Origin of the sequence: Nocardia sp. NPDC059764 (assembly GCF_042732555.1) — a bacterium.
In the GTDB taxonomy this organism is placed as follows: domain Bacteria; phylum Actinomycetota; class Actinomycetes; order Mycobacteriales; family Mycobacteriaceae; genus Nocardia.
The window spans coordinates 1-17,029 of the sequence record NZ_JBHWHH010000154.1; the positions used below are offsets into that span (position 1 = coordinate 1).

The window sequence follows — 17,029 nt, forward strand, 5'->3', positions numbered from 1 at the left end:
GTCCGGATGCGGGCCTTCGTTTTGTTCGTGGGTGTGGTCAGCGCACGTGACGGGAGAGGAAGCCGATCACGTCGGGCGTGACCGTCCGCCAGTACTCCTCGGTGTGCGTGCCCGGGGTCACCAGGCCCACCTCGGGGCGGGCGGCGGCGATGAAGCGGCGGCAGCCCTCGATGAAGCGATCGCGATCGCCGCACCACAGGCCGACGGGGGCCGGGCCGAGCTTGTCGAGGTTGCGTAGCGGGTCGAGGGCCGCCCACTGGTCGGCATTGGTGAAGGCGTTCCGTTTGGCCATTTCGGTCCATGAGGTGAGCAGACCCGGCGACATGGTGGCTACCGCGTTCAGCGGGCGGTTCTGCTCGGCGCGGCGACGCGCGTAGACCAGAGCGCCGAAGCCGCCCATGGAGGTTCCGGTGCAGGCGAAGGGCTGTCCGTCCTTGCCGGCGAGGCGCCGCTGGGCGAGCCAGCCGGGGACCTCGTCGAGCAGCATGGCCATCGGGTCGTCGCCGGTGCCGTGGTCGTGCCAGTAGTTGTCGCCGCCGTCGAGGGCGACGAAACCGAAGGCCGGGGTGAGACGGGTGGCGACAGCGGCGGCCAGCAGGTCGGCGATATTGCCGACGGCGGCGTTCCGGGCGGTGCCGTGCAGGCCGTGCAACAGCAGAGATATAGGGATGTTCTCGGCGGGGACGCCGGGCGGCAGGATCGTGACCAGGTCGACCTCGCAGCGGCGGGCCTTCGAGTAGACGCGTTCGGTGCTGATGATCGGGGTGACGCCCATGGCCGTCTGGCCGATGTCCTCGGCGTGCTGGGTGCGCTGGACGCCGTCGGCTTCGGTGGCGGCGTTCACACCGGCTGCGACGGCCGCGCCCGCCGCAGCCAAACCAACCAGTCCGGTGGTCGCGAGCAGGGACCGCCGGCTCAGGGTCCGCGCGGCCGCACGGTAGTCCTCGACCATCGATCCCTCCATCAGCACAGCAACAGCTACCGCCCTGACGACGGCCAGGTGGCTGTATCAGGACAAATCGCCGCCACCATACCGATCGAAAGCAAACAGCGGTGAACATTTGGCAACGCCTTGCAACACACTGCACCAACAGCATCGCAGGTAACACGGCTGATCCGCGCCGACTCGGCGCGGCGTGATGTGTTCGAATCGTCCCGAGCACAATTCTGTGACCGGAGACGAGAGAGGATCCGTGACCGGAGCTGGTGAACGCGGGTGACCGCGCGGGGTCAGCGGCTGTAGACGAGGGCGGTGCCGGTGGCGCGGTCGTGCATGCCGCGGCCGTCACTGTCGGTGAACAGCGCGGGGATGACGAACAGCAGGATGAGCTGGCGGCCCAGCGCCCGGACGAAACCGACCGGCGCGTCAGCGTCCACGCGGCTGACCTTGATCTTCAGGAAGTACTGCCCCGGCGTGAACCCGAACAGTGTGACCGCGACGATCCCGAGCACGAACCACACCAGCAGCGTCGGCGTCGACAGCGCCTGGGTGATGACCTCGAAATGCGAGGGCGGCTGCTGGCCCTTCGGGATGGTCATCTTCGACAGGATCTTGTCCGCGTCCGGTCGCACGATGATGGCCGCCAGGCCCATGGAGATGAACCAGTCGACCAGCACGGCCAGCACGCGGCGGGTGAAGGGGGCGAGCGCGCCGGGGCCGGAGGCGGGGAGGCCGAGTAGCTTGCCCTGGTAGTCACCGAGCGGGTTGTCTCCGGATTCGGCGTTCGGTCCGGACAGCCATGAGCCGGTGATGCGTGCCATGGACTCAGCTTATGCGCCGCCTGCGGGCAGGCTTCCGACACCCGCCCAACCGCGGAAGTTCCCGAACGTCGAACAGCGGGCGGGGCTGTCGATGTCGAATTCGCTGACCACGCCAGGCCCTGGCCCTCGGTCGATTCGATCACGTCGAGATCGAGGACGGCGGTGATGCTCCTTCGTGCACAAGGGCGGGTTCAAACGCGCCCGATGCCCAAGCGGACGGCGACAGTCGGAGAGACTCAGAATTCAGCGGATGCGGTCAGCCGACTCGCCCGGCGCAAGGCTGCTATGTATTGCTCCTCGATCGCCTCGACGATCGTGCTCACCGCTTCGATCGCGCGGATGGGGGCGAGTCCCTGACCGGCGGCCCAAACGTCCTTCCACCGCTTCATCGATGCCGTGCCGGCGGTGTAGTTCTTCTCCCCGGTGGGCGGCGCCAGGTTGTCGGGGTCGAGCCCGCAGGCCAGGAGGCTGGGCTTGAGCCATGACGCCGGGGTGCCGGTGATCGCGGAGCTGATCACGAGGTCGTCAGCGCAGCTGTCGACGACCATGGTCTTGTACTCGTCCACCGCCATACTCTCCTCAGCGGCCAGGAACCGGGTACCCATGTAGACCAGGTCCGCGCCCGCGGTGACCGCGCCCGCCACACCGTGACCGTCGCTGATGCCACCGCCGATGATGACCACCCCGTCGAAGTATTCGCGTACGGCGGCGGTGAAGGCGAACGGCGAGAGGTGGCCGGTGTGTCCGCCGGCGCCCGCCGACACGCAAGCCATCCCGTCCACGCCCGCGTCGGCGGCCTTGCGCGCCAAGCGCAGGTCCACGACGTCGGCGATCACCGTGCCGCCGTATCCCTTGACGACGTCCATCACCGGCCTCGGGGAGCCGAGAGCGGTGATGACGATCGGTGGCTTGTATTCGGCGATGAGGCGAAGGTCGTCCTGGAGGCGGGCGTTGCTGCTGTGCGTGATCACGTTGGCCGCCCAGGGGGCGACCGGGCCCGAGGCGGCGGCCGCACGAAGACGATCGGTGATCGATCCCATCCAGACGTCGAGGTCGGTTGTGGTGCGGCAGTTCTGAGTCGGGAAGGACCCGACGATGCCGGCGGTGCAGGCGGCGGCGACCAGTTCCGGGCCGGACACCAGGAACATCGGCGCCGCGACGACGGGCAGGCGCAGGGTGGTCAGGAACGAATCGGTCATCGTGTTCTCCGTCGAGATAGGTCGGTGAAAGTGATTGTGTGAGTTCACAACGAAGCCCGGACGAGGGCTGCGAGCAACCTGGTCGCCGCCGCCCGATCGACCTTCCCCAAGGGCGTCAACGGGAGATGGTCGACGCGGTGGGCGGATTTGGGACGTTTGTAGTCGGGCAGACGGCCGCGGCTCTCCGCCAGCACGACGCTGTCGTCCACGCTCTCCGCCGCGGACGAGGTGTAGGCGGCAACGATGCGCTGCCCCCACACCTGGTCGGGCAGCCCGACCACGACGACATCGCCGACCCCGGGAATCGCGGAGATCGCCTCCTCCACCTCACGGGGGTAGACGTTGTAGCCACCGGTGATGATCATGTCCTTTCCGCGGCCGGTCAGGTGGATGTAGCCGTCCGGGTCGCGGTAGCCGAGATCGCCGGAGTGCAGCCGCCCGTCGATGTGGCCTTTGCCCAGATCCGTTCGTGCACCCGCGTTGTGATAGCCGGGACCGACCGCGGGGCCGGAGATCACGAGTTCGCCGATGTCGCCCTCGGGCACGGGGGCGTCGAGAGTCTGGAAACCGATGTCCACCCCCGGGCAGGATCGGCCCACCGAGCCGAGCAGGCCGTCGTCTTCGAGCACACCCCGGCGGTGGTCGGCCGCGGTCAGCACGGTCAGCGGTGGTATCGCCTCGACCATCCCGTAGTACTGCACGAGGTTGGGCGTGATGCGGTGGTACGCCTGCCGGATGTGCTCGGCCGGCATGGGCGCACCGGCATAGGCGAGCATGCGCAGGCGCCGCATCACCGACAGCCGGGCGTCGTCGAAGTCCAGCAGTCGGGCGATGACCGTGGGTACCAGCACTGTGTGCGTCACGGCATACGACTCGACGGCGTCGATCAGGCCTCCTGGGCCGATGTGATCGAGCAACACCTGCCGCCCCCCGGCTTCCAAGATCGGCAGGACGAACAACCCGCTGGTGTGAATGACCGGGCCGGCGTGCAGGAACACCACCGGATCGGCGCCGTCGAGGGTGCCGGCGAGCACCTGCTCGCGCATCGCGCTCAGTGAGGCCAGCCGGTTCGCGTGGGTGCGGCACGCGCCCTTCGGGATTCCGGTGGTCCCCGACGAATAGTGCAGCGCGCACAGTGAATTCGGGTCCAGGATGGGTATCGCCGCGTCCCCCGCGCCTCGTGCGACCAATTCCTCGAGCGAGAGCCCGGTCGACGCCTCACCGGCGGTGATCACGGCCGACAGGTCCGTCCGAGCGGCGAACTCGGCCGCGCCTTCGATGCGCGGGTCGACGATCAGCGCCCCAGGTTCGCAGTCGGCGACGATGCGCTCCCAGTCCGTGCGACCCACCCGCGGATTCAGCGACACCCGAACGAAACCACCGAGCGCCAGCGCGAGATCGACCTCGACGGCGGCCATGGAGTTATCGAGCAGGACCACGACCCGGCGGCCCGGCGCGATTCCGAGTCCGCGCAAGCCCCGCGCCAGCGCGTGCACCCGATCCGACAGTTCGGTGAACGTTCGCGACCCGCGACTGTCCTGGATCGCGATCGCCGGCCCGTACCGATCGGCCGCGGTTCGAACCACCTCGGCTATGGACATGGAAGACCCTCCACTCAGCTACAGTTATTGAAGTAAATAATGGCGGGGCGGTTTCCGCAAGAGCCGTGCCGCCTGAAGCGAGAAGGAGTCCCGCATGACCCACCGCCACCGTCCGGCCGACCGTCGCGCACCGTGGGTGATCGACGCGGTCCGGACACCGTTCGGCGCGTCGAGAGGGGCGCTGTCCCAGGTCAGGGCCGACGACCTGGCGGCGCTGCCGATCGCGGAGCTGGTGGGCAGGCATCCGGCCCTCGACCCCGCCCGCATCGACGAGGTCGTGTGGGGAAATGCCAACGGAGCGGGCGAGGACAACCGCAACGTTGCCCGGATGGCGTTGCTGCTCGCGGGCCTTCCACACACGATTCCCGGGGTATCGGTGAACAGGCTGTGTGGTTCCGGTGCCGAGGCGGTGTTGTCGGCGCTGCGGCAGGTCGCGACGAATGATGCGGAAATCGCGATCGCCGGGGGCTCGGAGAGCATGAGCCGGGCCCCGTATGTGCTCGCGCCGGTGGACTCCGCTCTGCCCCGGTCGATGGAGTTGCTCCCTACCGCCGTCGGCTGGCGCATGCCGAACCCCAGGTTCCCCGCGGCCTGGGTCGAGACTCTCGGCAGATCGGCGGAGCTGGTGGCGCAGCAGTCGGGCGTGGGCCGGGCCGAGCAGGACGACTGGGCGCTGCGGTCCCATGAGCTGGCGAGGCGGGCCTGGGCGGACGGCGTGCACGACGGGTTCGTCATGGCGTACCAGAACCTCGACCGCGACGAACCGATCCGCGAGACCGACGCCGCGACCCTGGCCGCCCTGCGGCCGGCCTTCTCGGCCGACGGCAGCATCACCGCCGGGAACTCGTCTCCCGTCAGCGACGGAGCGGTCGCGGCGCTGGTGGGCACCGGGGCGGTCGCCGACGACCTCGGCGTCGAACCGCTCGGCCGAGTACTGGCCTCGGCTGTCGTCGGCGTGGCGCCCGACAAGTTCGCACTGGCACCGGTGACCGCCATCGGCAAGGCCCTCGACCGGGCGGGCCTCACACTCGCCGACGTGCGCGTGCTCGAGCTGAACGAGGCGTTCTCGGCAATGGTCCTGTCGTGCCTGCGTGAGCTCCCCGCAATCCCGGTCGACCGGGTCAACCCCTTCGGCGGCGCCATCGCGCTGGGGCACCCACTCGGCGCCTCGGCGGCCCGGATGGTGATCGACTGCCTGCGTCATCTGCGCCGCCTCGGCGGTGGAATCGGGGTCGCCGCCGCGTGCATCGGCGTGGGCCAGGGCATCGCTATTGTGTTGGAGGCCTGACAAACGATCCCCGGGGAACGCGATCGTCGCGGGCTGGCGGCGGGAGGTGTCGGACGTGACCGAAGCGGGGGTCACCGCAGCTCAGAGCCCGGTGGCGCAGACCATCGACCTGCTCGGTGACCGCTTGACCCTCGCCATCCTGCGCGAGGTCTTCATCGATCACGTGCGCCGCTTCAGCCAGTGGATCGACCGAACCGGCGCGCCTCCGGCCATGCTGACGGCGCGACTGAACGCGCTGGTGGCGGCGGGCTTGATGGAGCGTCGACCGCAGACCAGCGGCAGCGACCGCCACGACTACCTGCTGACCGACCTCGGCATTGCGACGTGGGAGATCCTGGCCAGCGTGTGGGCCTGGCAACGCGAATGGTCCCCCGAAGGGCTACTGCAACCGGAGCTGGTGCACATCGACTGCGGCCACCGGGGGCCGCCGCAGCTGATGTGCCGCCATTGCGACCGCGCCGTCGACCTGCGGGACACGCAGCTGGAGCTGGACCCGCAATCGCTGGTTCTCGCGGCAGGAAGCGGGCGTCGGCGATCAACGCGTACCCCCCCGTCGGTGAGCCGGGCCGATCTGCAGTTCACCGAGGTCATGGAGGCGATCGGTGACCGCTGGAGCGCCCTGGTCACCGGCCTGGCACTGTCGGGGGTGCGCCGGTTCAACGAATTCCAGTCCGCCCTGAAGATCTCGCCGACGACGCTCACCGAACGCCTGGTACGGCTGTCCGAGGTGCAGATACTCACCCGCAGCGACCACGGCAACGGTCGCGAGTACGTGTTGACCCCGCGCGGACGAGGGATGTTCCCGATCTTCGCGTTCCTGCTGTCGTGGACACAGCTCGCACATCCCGACGCGCTCTCGCTCGGTCCGAAGCTCCGCCACCGCGGCTGCGGCTCCTGGCTGCTCCCGGCGCTACGCTGCCGCGGCTGTGACGCCCTGCTCGAGCGCACGTCCGTGCACTTCGAGCCCTTTCCGTTCGGCACCGGGCTCCCCCGCTAGGCGCCTGCGCCTTCCTCCTGCGGCCGGCTCGAGCTCGAGCGGTCCGATCCTTGGCAACCGTTGACAATCCGCGCTGTGTCCTGGTTCACTTCAATAACAGTAGTTGTTCGGGCGGTTTGCGGACCTGAACATCCCGCTCCGATGACTGACTGATCTCGCACCATTCTGTTCACACAGGAACGAGCGTTCATGTTCTTCGAAACCCATCGCGAACTGCTGCAGGCCGCGGCCGAGGCCAACCGGACCCGTGCCGCGTGGACCGGGTACGCGCCCATCGCCCCACCCGACGTCGCGCAGGCCGACGCCCTCGTCGGCTCCTACGACGGCGCCACCCTGTCCCTGTCGTCGGGCACCGATGCGGTGATCACCGCGGACGAAGTGTCACCGTTCACCGGCAAGGCGCTCAACGTCGGCTACAGCGCGCCGTCGGTCGACGAAGCGCTCGCGGGCGCGAACGCCGCCGCCACCGCTCTGCGTGACGCTGGGGTCGACCTGCGGGTCGGGGTGTGCCTCGAGGCATTGCACCGAATCCACCGCCGTGGCCAGGAGTTCGCGGCCGTCACCTCACACACCACCGGGCAGAGCCTGACCATGGCCTGCAGCGGCAGCGGCACCAACGCGCTCGACCGCGGCCTGGAAGCGGTGGCGATGGCCTGGTCGGCGATGACCCGTGTACCCGAAAAGGTCACGTGGCAGCAGAGATTCGGCAAGTCGGAGGTGAGCTTGCGCAAGCGATTCCGGGTCCGCCCGCTCGGCACCGCTCTCGTCGTCGCCTGCGCCTCGTTCCCAGCCTGGAACGCCTACCCGGCCATTCTCGCCAACCTCGCGACCGGAAACCCGGTTCTGGTCAAGCCGCACCCCCGTTCGGTGCTGGCAACCGCGCTGGCGGTGGGCATCCTGCGCGAGGTATTGGCCGAGGCGCAGCTGCCGGCCGACGCCGTCCAGCTCGTCGTCGACACCGCGGACGCGCCCATCGCGGGACAGCTGGCCACCCGCCCCGAGGTGCGCATGGTCGACTTCACCGGCAGCCCGGCGTTCGGGTCGTGGCTGGAGCGAAACATCCCGAACACCCTGGTATTCACCGAGACCGCTGGTGTCAACACCGTTGTCCTCGACTCCGTCGCCGACCTGTCGTCGGCGATGCGCACGCTCGCCGGCGGTCTCGCGCTCTTCAGCGGCCAGATGTGCACCACACCGCAGAACATCTACATCCCGGATGCGGGTGTGCGCACCGACGAGGGCGTGGTCAGCCGTGACGAGGTCATCGCGGCACTGGTCTCGGCCATCGACGACCTCGCCGGCGCGCCTCGCCGCGCCGGGGCGGTCTGCGGCGCCCTGCAGTCCGCCGCGACCCTGCACTCGATCACCGCGCTCGCCGACGCGGCCGAGGCGGACGGGACCCTGCTGCGCAGGCCGGAACCCTACGGCCATCCGGACTACCCCCAGGCCCGGGCGGTGACCCCGCTGGTCATCCGGGTCGACCCGCGGCAGGGCGCGGCACTTCCCGACGGTGAACAGTTCGGTCCCGTCGCGTATCTCATCGACTGCGCCGACACCGCGTCGGCGGTGGAGCACGCGACCGCGAGTGTCCGCCACCATGGCGCGATCAGCTCGTATCTGTACTGCACCGACGACGCCGTCGCCGACGCGGTGGCCGACGCCTACGCCGATGCCGGGGCCTCCTTGTCGGTGAATCTGGTGTCGTCGATGCCGATGCAGTTCGCGGCCGCCTACAGCGACTATCACGTCACCGGCCTCAACCCGGCCGGAAACGCGACTCTCACCGACGAGTCGTTCGTCGCCGGGCGATTCCGCATCGTCCAGGACCGCCGCCAGATCGAGGGCCGGTGACGATGCCCCAGTTCACCTCCGACGTGTACCTCTACGACGCGGTCCGCACCCCGAAGGCCCGTGTCCGGCGCCACGGCGGCACCCTTGCCGCCACCCCCGCGCACGATCTGCTCGCCCAGCTGCTGTGCGCGCTTCAGGAACGTGGGCTCGACGCCGATGCGGTCGACGACGTCATCGTCGGCACCAGCACGGCCGTCGGTGAACAGGGCGGCAACGTCGCTCGCGCCGGCGTTCTGTGGGCGGGCTGGCCGGACCAGGTCGGCGCCGGGGTGGTCTCGCGATTGTGCTGCTCGGGGCTGGACGCGATCGAAGCCGCCTCGGCCAAGGTGGCCGCCGGCATCGCCGAGGTCGTCGTCGCCGGCGGCGTCGAGTCGATGTCGCGGGTCCCGATGCTCTCGGACCGGCCGGCCTTCGTCGATGACGAGGCGCTCGGTGACCGCACCGGCTACGTCACGATCGGGGTCTCCGCAGACCTCACCGCGGTCGAATACGGTTTGACCCGAACCGATCTCGACGACTGGGCAGTGACCTCACATCGGCGTGCCGCGGCTGCCCCACGGTCCCGGTCGGTGATCCCGGTCCGCTCGGGTACCGCCACACTCCTCGAGGTCGACGAGGGGCCTCGACCGGATATCACCGTCGAATCACTCGCCGAACTCGCGCCTTTGTACGGGGAGGATCCGTCGTGGAGCAGGGTGGCGATGCGTCTGCCCTCGGCCGGGCGTCCCGAGGGCGGGCTGCACACCGTCGCCACCGCCCCGCAGCTGGCCGACGGTGCGGCGCTGGCGGTCTTCGGATCCTCCGCCGCGCGTGATCGCCTCGGCCGCGAACCGATCGCGCAGGTGGTGGGCGTTGCCCAGACCGCCGTGCGCTCACCACTGCTCACGGCCTCGGTCCTCGCCTCGCGACGAGCCCTGGCCAACGCGGGGATCACCGCCGCCGAGCTCGATGTGATCGAGGCGAACGAATCCTTCGCCGCGTCGGTCCTGATGTTGATCCGAGAATTCGGGCTGGATCCGGACCAGGTCAATCCGCTCGGTGGATCCCTGGCCACCGGCCACCCACTCGGCGCCAGCGGGGGCTCGCTGCTGGTCAACGCCCTCGATCAGCTTACTCGCGTCGATGGCGAGTACGCCCTGGTGACCATCCCGGCCGCGCTCGGTCTCGGCGCCGCCGTCGTCGTCCGCCGACTCCGCTGACCTGTCCGACCCACTGCCCGAAGGACGCCATGAACGTCATCCCGGACGGCCACGCCGCCAACCGTTTACGCCCGTGCCATCCCGACAATCGTGTCGAGAACTATCTCGAACACCGTTGGTGGTCGCCACTGACCGTGCTGGATCTGCTCGACGATCAGATCCGCGGCCGCGGCACCGCCCCGGCGGTGACCGATCCGACGAACCTGACCGTTCTGTGCGGAATCGAGCCGGAGGCGCTCAGCTGGCAGGAACTCGGCGCACGCGTCGACGACCTGGCGGCCAAGCTGCACGAGTCGGGAATCGGTCCCGGCGACGTCGTGGCGGTGCTGATGCCAAACTCCGCCGCCCTCACCGCCACCTATTTCGCGCTGTGGCGGCTCGGCGCGGTCGCGGCCCCGATGCCGGCCTCCTACCGACAGTACGAACTGACCCGCATCGTCGAATCCGCGCGGGCTGTCGCAGTCGTGACCGTCAACGGCCTCGGTGACCGGACGCCGTCGCAGGAGGCTCTCGGCCTGATCGGCCAGATCCCGTCCCTGCGCACCGTGTTCACCTTCGGCCCGCCGGCGTCGGACCGGGGCGTGCCCCTGGACGCAGCGCCCGCCACCGAGAACTCCGTCGAAACAGTGCGGCGTTTGTCCGCGGCCCTGCCTCGATCGGTGAACGACTGCATCACGATCTGCTGGACCAGTGGCACCGAGGCCGCCCCCAAGGGCGTCCCCCGATGCCACGGCGACTGGATCGCGATCGGGCAAGCGGTGCAGGACGGCCTCGAGACCGACACGGCCTCGGTCATGCTCAACCCGTTTCCCATGGTCAACATGGCCGGATTCGCGACCTCGCTGCTGCCGTGGTTGCTCGGCGGCGGACACCTGGTCCACCACCATCCGCTGGACTTGGCGGTGTATCTCGATCAGCTGCAGCGCTACCGCGTCACCCACACCAGCATGCCGCCGGCGATTCTGACCATGCTGTTGCGGCGAGAGGACCTGCGGGCCGCGCACGACCTGTCCGCGCTCCGGCGTGTGGGGTCGGGCGGCGCCCCGCTCCCTCCGGGAGTGGTGCGCGATTGGCAGTACTCGCTCGGTGTCGAGGTGATCAACTTCTTCGGTTCCAACGAGGGGGTGTGCCTGCTCGGCGCTCCGGCCGATACGCCTGACCCGCTGATCCGTGCGGAGTACCTGCCGAACTACGGCTCAGCGGCCAGAACCTGGGCCACCGAGGTGGCCGATCGCACCACGGCACGGCTGGTGGATCCGGCGACGGGTGAGCAGGTCACCGCGATCGGCGGGCGCGGTGAGCTCCGGTTGAAAGGGCCGACGATCTTCGCCGGCTACCTCGAGGGGACCGCTGCGGCGAGCCCGTTCGACGAGGACGGATACCTGTGCAGCGGAGACATCTTCGAGCTGTGCGGCCAGAGCGGCGAATACCTCAAGTTCGTCGACCGGAGCAAGGAGATCATCATCCGAGGCGGGATGAACATCGCCCCGGCCGAGATCGAGGGAATTCTCATCGATCATCCCGCCGTCGCCGATGTGGCTGTCGTCGGATACCCCGATGACGTCCTCGGCGAGAAGTGCTGCGCGGTCGTGGTCGTCCACGACGGCGACGACATCACCCTCGCCGACCTCGTCGAGTTCCTGCGCGCCAAGGACGTCGCCTCGTTCAAACTGCCCGAGCGGCTCGTCACGGTCGCGCAGCTGCCCCGCAACCCGGTCGGAAAGCTGCAGCGCCGCGAGCTGCGCGCCGAGATCGTCCAGGCCGGCTGAGCATATGCGTTCACCGGATATCGACCGTCACACGCCGGTCGGCACGCCGCGAAAGACACCGACCGGGTCCAGCCGACCCATCGCCGAGGAAATGACCGCGATGCTCGACGGGCGGTTTCCCGGCCTGGTCGGTATGCGCATTGTCGACGCATCCGCCACCGCCGTCACCGGCGAGCTCACGGTTCGTGAGGAGCTGTTGGCGCCGAACGGCTACTTGCACGCGGCCACCGTCGTGGCCCTGGCCGACACGGTGTGTGGTGTCGGCGCACGACTGGCGCTGCCCGCCGCGGCGTCCGGATTCACCACACTCGAACTCAAGACCAACTTCCTCGGCACCGCGCGGTCCGGGACCGTCACCGCGGCGGCCACTCTCGTCCACGGCGGACACCGCACCCAAGTATGGGACGCCACCGTCCGCGACGGCGCGGGCAACGCGATCGCGTTGTTCCGCTGCACCCAGCTGGTGCTGTATCCCGCGGCACCGCAACAGCATTCATCCCCTCCGCCCCAGCTCGACCCCACCGAAACGGAGTAACCCATGACTTCCTCCCAGCCCGGCGCGAACGGCGACCTCATCGCCGTCGCTCGCCCGGCCGACGCCACCGACGTCAATCCCTACACCCTCGGGGTGTTCGCACCCGTCCGCGACGAACTCACCCTCGACGACCTGCCCGTCATCGGCGAGATCCCCACCGACCTCAACGGCGTGTACCTGCGCAACGGCCCGAACCGGCAGTTCGAGGCGCCCGGCCGCTACCACATGTTCGACGGCGACGGCATGGTTCACGCCGCGCATTTCGAGAACGGCAAGGTGCGGTACCGCAACCGCTACGTCCGCACCAAGGCGTTCCACGAGGAATCCGAGGCGGGCCGTGCCCTGTGGACCGGACTCATGGAGAATCCGAAGGACAATCCGTGGGGCAACGGACATGGTCTCGGCATCAAGGATTCGGCCAACACCGACGTCATCTACCACCGCGGCCAGGTCCTGGCGACGTGGTACCTGTGCGGAACGCCCTACGCGGTGGACCCTCTGTCCCTGCAAACCCTTGGGGCGCAGGACTTCCTGGGCACGTTCGCCGGCGACATGATGGCCCATCCCAAGGTCGACGAGGCCACCGGCGAGTTGATCTGGTTCGATTACGGACCCGACCAGGACTTCCTGCGGTACGGCATCATCGGCGCCGATGGCCGTCAGACGCACCTGACCCAGATCGATCTGCCGGGTCCGCGACTGCCGCACGACATCGCGATCACCGAGAACTACTCGATCCTCATGGACTTGCCGCTGGTGCAGGATCACGACGCGCGCCGGGCCGGCAAGTATCGGATCTTCTACGATCGGGAGCTGCCCGCTCGTTTCGCGGTGGTTCCCCGGCACGGGAACGGCAGCGACGTGCGCTGGTTCGAGGTGAAGCCCTGCTACATCTACCACGTCGTCAATGCGTGGGAGGAGGGCGAGCAGATCATCATGGACGTGTGCCGGGTGAAAAACCCGCAGCACCAGACGACTTTCGCCTCCCCGCTGTCGAACATGCTCGCGTACATGCGACTCGACGCACAGCTCTACCGGTACCGCTTCGACCTGCGCACCGGCACCACCGTCGAGACCGAACTCGACAATGCCAACATCGAGTTCCCCAGCGTGGATTCGCGGGTGATGGGCCGCGCGCACCGATACTCCTACAACATGAGCCTGGGCAACGAACCCACGCTGCTATTCGACGGGCTGGTGCGGTTCGACTCGCTCACCGGCGCCAAGCAGGAGCACAAGTTCGGCCCCGGGCGGTGGGGCTCGGAGGCGCCCTTCGCACCGCGTGACGGGTCGACCGGCGAGACCGATGGCTACCTGGTGTGTTTCGTCAACGACGAGGCCGACGATCGGGGCGAGATCAACATCTTCGACGCCGAGGACGTCGCGGCGGGACCGATCGCCCGGGTGTTGCTGCCGCGCCGGGTGCCGTCCGGATTCCACGCCACCTGGGTGCGCGCCGATCAACTGGCCACTGCCCGCGCCTAGGCGAGCCTGCCCTCGGCGCACGCCCGGCGAGCCGGGGCTCCGAATCCGGTTGGGCGAAATGCGTTCTGCCCAACCGGCTTTCGCTACCACGCACGTTGGAACGGAAGTGGCGCCTCCACACCACGATCACAAGGAGAATCAGATGACCCAATTTGTCTACGTGCTGGGAGGCGCGCAAACCGACTTCGCCCGCAACTGGTCGAAGGAGGGGCTCGGCCTGGTCGACATGTTCGCCGAGATCGTGCCGGCGGCGTTGTCCGACGCGCGCGTCGACGAACGCGAGGTGGGTGTCATTCATGTCAGCAACCTCGCCGGTGAGCTCTTCGCCGGACAGGCGCAGCTCGGCGGCATGGTGGTCGCGGCCGTGCCCGGACTCGAGGGGCTGCCCAGTACACGGCACGAGGCGGCGTGCGCCTCCGGTAGCACGGCGGTGCTCGCCGCATGCGCGGACATCGAGTCCGGCCGATACGACGTGGCGTTGGTGGTCGGGGTCGAGCTGATGCGCAACGTGCCCGCACGAACGGCCGCCGAATACCTGGGCACCGCGGCGTGGGCGGGCCGGGAGGCGCTGGATGTGACCTATCCGTGGCCCGCCCTCTTCGCAGACATCGCGCGGGAGTACGACCGGCGCTACGGCCTGGATCACGCGCATCTCGGGCGTTTCGCCGAGATCGCGTTCGCGAACGGATCCCGCAATCATCTTGCGCAGACCAGGGACTGGGAGTTCCCGGCGGGATCCTTCGACGTGAATGATGAAGTGAACCCGATTGTGGAGGGGATGCTGCGCAAGACCGACTGCGGGCGTATCACCGACGGCGGCGCGGCGGTGGTGCTGGCCGGGCCGAGGTTTGCCCGAGCATGGGCGCAACGGACAGGAGCCGACCTCGACCGGGAGGCGACCATCGCGGGCTTCGGCCATCGCACAGCGACCCTGCTGCTCGCGGACAAGATCGCCGACAGTGCCGACCGGACCCACCTTTTCCCGCACCTGCACGGTGCCGTAACGGATGCGTATCGGCGCGCGGGAATAGCGGGGGTGACAGACCTGGACGTCGCCGAGATCCATGACTGCTTCACCATCAACGGCCTGGTCACCCTCGAGCACATCGGCCTGGCGGAGCCGGGCAGAGGCGGAGAGGTGGTGATGGACGGCTCCATCGAACGCGGCGGGCGACTGCCGGTGAACCCCAGCGGCGGCCTGATGTCGCACGGACACCCGGTCGGCGCCACCGGTATCCGGATGGTGCTGGATTCCGCTCGGCAGGTCACCGGCCGAGCAGGAGAACAGCAAATCGACAACGCCCGCCGCGCCCTCACCGTCAACATCGGTGGATCGTTCACGACCACGGTGGCCACCGTCGTCATCCGAGGCACCCACTGACACACTTATCAGGCACTCATCGGAGTTCGGCGGCTGCTCACGCCCACGGGTCGACAACTGCGGCTGCCTCGAACGGCGAGGTGTCGCGGGGATTCGCCGACGCCCGTCGATCGGCGGACGAGCGGGGAATCGTATATGTTGTCGGCACTCTTCCGGCGGCTGCCGCAACTGTTCGACCACCCCGGTTGCCAGATGGATGCCCGGCGGTGAGGATTGTCACGCTCACCCGGTCGGACGCGGTAAGGACCCTAACTTTTCAGAGTCTTAACAGTCCGTTCCGGCAGGTCGGTGGCAGGATATCGGTGCTGGTCGAGCATTGCTCGGCGACCGCTGCGGCGTCCACGCGAACCCGGGGGCACCGCCGAACCCCCGGCCAGCAGTGCGTGTAACACTGGCGAAACACAGCCTTGATTGCAGGGAAACACCGCATCCATACCGTGTGGTCGCGACGAACCCATGCAGTCACCACTGGCTGGGAACCGATCCGTAAGGAGTACTAAGTGGCGTTCAGCACGGCCGACGAGGTCATCAAGTACATCAAGGAGGAGGAGCTCGAATACGTCGATATTCGCTTCACCGACCTCCCCGGTGTGCAGCAGCACTTCTCGATCCCGGCGAAGGCGTTCACCGCTGATCTCGCCGAAGAGGGCCTCGCGTTCGACGGTTCGTCCGTCCGCGGCTTCCAGTCGATCGACGAGTCGGACATGCTGCTGCTGCCCGATTACAGCACCGCGCGGGTCGACCCCTTCCGTGCCGCGAAGACGCTGAACATGAACTTCTTCGTGCACGACCCGTTCACCCGTGAGGCGTACTCGCGCGACCCGCGTAACGTCGCCCGCAAGGCCGAGGAGTACTTGGCCGCGACCGGTATCGCCGACACCTGCTACTTCGGTGCCGAGGCCGAGTTCTACATCTTCGACTCGATCCGCTACGACTCGGCGATGAACGGTTCGTTCTACGAGATCGACTCGATCTCCGGTTCCTGGAACACCGGCGCGGAGTACAACGCCGACGGCACCCCGAACCGTGGTTACAAGGTTCGCAACAAGGGTGGTTACTTCCCGGTTGCGCCGTACGACCACTACGTCGACCTGCGCGACAAGATCTCGACCAACCTGCAGAACGCGGGCTTCGAGCTGGAGCGCGGCCACCACGAGGTCGGCACCGCCGGTCAGGCCGAGATCAACTACCGCTTCAACACGCTGCTGGGCGCCGCTGACGACCTGCAGCTGTTCAAGTACATCGTGAAGAACACCGCGTGGCAGGAGGGTAAGACCGTTACCTTCATGCCGAAGCCGCTGTTCGGCGACAATGGCTCGGGTATGCACGCCCACCAGTCGCTGTGGAAGGACGGCAAGCCGCTGTTCCACGACGAGGCCGGCTACGCGGGCCTGTCGGACCTGGCGCGTCACTACATCGGCGGCATCCTGCACCACGCCCCGTCGCTGCTGGCGTTCACCAACCCGACCGTGAACTCGTACCACCGTCTGGTGCCGGGCTACGAGGCCCCCATCAACCTGGTGTACTCGCAGCGCAACCGTTCGGCCGCGATCCGTATCCCGATCACCGGCTCGAACCCGAAGGCCAAGCGCATCGAGTTCCGCGCGCCGGACTCCTCGGGTAACCCGTACCTGGCCTTCGCCGCCATGATGATGGCCGGCCTGGACGGCATCAAGAAGAAGATCGAGCCGATGGCTCCGGTCGACAAGGACCTCTACGAGCTCCCGCCCGAGGAGGCCAAGAACATCCCGCAGGCCCCCACCTCGCTGGCGTCGGTCATCGACCGCCTCGAGCAGGACCACGACTACCTCACCGAGGGTGGCGTGTTCACCACCGACCTGATCGAGACCTGGATCGACATCAAGCGCACCCAGGAGATCGCCCCGGTCAACCTGCGCCCGCACCCCTACGAGTTCGAGCTGTACTACGACGTCTAAGTCGAAGTAGCGCAAGCGCTCTGAGC

13 protein-coding genes are annotated in these 17,029 nt (G+C 68.3%); 9 read left to right on the forward strand and 4 right to left on the reverse strand.

Annotation, left to right across the window (positions count from 1 at the left end; translation table 11 throughout):
• Positions 1 to 37: 37 nt before the first annotated feature.
• The 4 genes from ACFV4K_RS27190 to ACFV4K_RS27205 form a co-directional block, all read right to left on the reverse strand.
• The gene (locus tag ACFV4K_RS27190; RefSeq protein WP_379278711.1) at positions 38 to 952 is read right to left on the reverse strand and encodes an alpha/beta hydrolase; all 915 of its coding nucleotides are present in this window, start codon (positions 950 to 952) and stop codon (positions 38 to 40) included.
• Positions 953 to 1,230: 278 nt separating this feature from the next.
• A complete protein-coding gene (locus ACFV4K_RS27195; protein ID WP_379278713.1) occupies positions 1,231 to 1,761 on the reverse strand; it encodes an RDD family protein in 531 nt (176 codons plus the stop codon).
• A 236-nt stretch (positions 1,762 to 1,997) separates the two neighbouring features.
• A complete protein-coding gene (locus tag ACFV4K_RS27200; RefSeq protein ID WP_379278714.1) occupies positions 1,998 to 2,960 on the reverse strand; it encodes an NAD(P)H-dependent flavin oxidoreductase in 963 nt (320 codons plus the stop codon).
• Positions 2,961 to 3,004: 44 nt separating this feature from the next.
• On the reverse strand, positions 3,005 to 4,561 hold the full coding sequence (locus ACFV4K_RS27205) for a class I adenylate-forming enzyme family protein (RefSeq protein WP_379278716.1): 1,557 nt from the start codon (positions 4,559 to 4,561) through the stop codon (positions 3,005 to 3,007).
• 94 nt (positions 4,562 to 4,655) lie between these two features.
• Between ACFV4K_RS27205 and ACFV4K_RS27210 the strand changes: the two genes are divergently transcribed.
• The 9 genes from ACFV4K_RS27210 to glnA all read left to right on the forward strand — a co-directional run bounded on the left by ACFV4K_RS27210 (position 4,656) and on the right by glnA (position 17,003).
• Entirely contained in the window at positions 4,656 to 5,849 is a 1,194-nt protein-coding gene (locus ACFV4K_RS27210; RefSeq protein ID WP_379278717.1) for a thiolase family protein, read from the forward strand.
• A gap of 55 nt (positions 5,850 to 5,904) precedes the next feature.
• Positions 5,905 to 6,846, forward strand: coding sequence for a winged helix-turn-helix transcriptional regulator (locus ACFV4K_RS27215; RefSeq protein ID WP_379278718.1), 942 nt, complete (start codon positions 5,905 to 5,907; stop codon positions 6,844 to 6,846).
• A 189-nt stretch (positions 6,847 to 7,035) separates the two neighbouring features.
• Positions 7,036 to 8,697, forward strand: coding sequence for an aldehyde dehydrogenase family protein (locus tag ACFV4K_RS27220; protein ID WP_379278720.1), 1,662 nt, complete (start codon positions 7,036 to 7,038; stop codon positions 8,695 to 8,697).
• A gap of 2 nt (positions 8,698 to 8,699) precedes the next feature.
• On the forward strand, positions 8,700 to 9,896 hold the full coding sequence (locus ACFV4K_RS27225) for a thiolase family protein (RefSeq protein ID WP_379278730.1): 1,197 nt from the start codon (positions 8,700 to 8,702) through the stop codon (positions 9,894 to 9,896).
• Positions 9,897 to 9,925: 29 nt separating this feature from the next.
• Positions 9,926 to 11,665, forward strand: coding sequence for a class I adenylate-forming enzyme family protein (locus ACFV4K_RS27230; RefSeq protein WP_379278722.1), 1,740 nt, complete (start codon positions 9,926 to 9,928; stop codon positions 11,663 to 11,665).
• A gap of 91 nt (positions 11,666 to 11,756) precedes the next feature.
• Positions 11,757 to 12,200: a PaaI family thioesterase gene (locus ACFV4K_RS27235; protein WP_379278724.1), complete on the forward strand. Its 444-nt coding sequence runs from the start codon at positions 11,757 to 11,759 to the stop codon at positions 12,198 to 12,200.
• Between the two features lie 3 nt (positions 12,201 to 12,203).
• Entirely contained in the window at positions 12,204 to 13,685 is a 1,482-nt protein-coding gene (locus tag ACFV4K_RS27240) for a carotenoid oxygenase family protein (protein WP_379278726.1), read from the forward strand.
• A 142-nt stretch (positions 13,686 to 13,827) separates the two neighbouring features.
• Positions 13,828 to 15,066: an acetyl-CoA acetyltransferase gene (locus ACFV4K_RS27245; protein ID WP_379278727.1), complete on the forward strand. Its 1,239-nt coding sequence runs from the start codon at positions 13,828 to 13,830 to the stop codon at positions 15,064 to 15,066.
• A 500-nt stretch (positions 15,067 to 15,566) separates the two neighbouring features.
• The gene (gene glnA / locus ACFV4K_RS27250; RefSeq protein ID WP_379278729.1) at positions 15,567 to 17,003 is read left to right on the forward strand and encodes a type I glutamate--ammonia ligase; all 1,437 of its coding nucleotides are present in this window, start codon (positions 15,567 to 15,569) and stop codon (positions 17,001 to 17,003) included.
• The last annotated feature ends 26 nt before the right edge of the window (positions 17,004 to 17,029 follow it).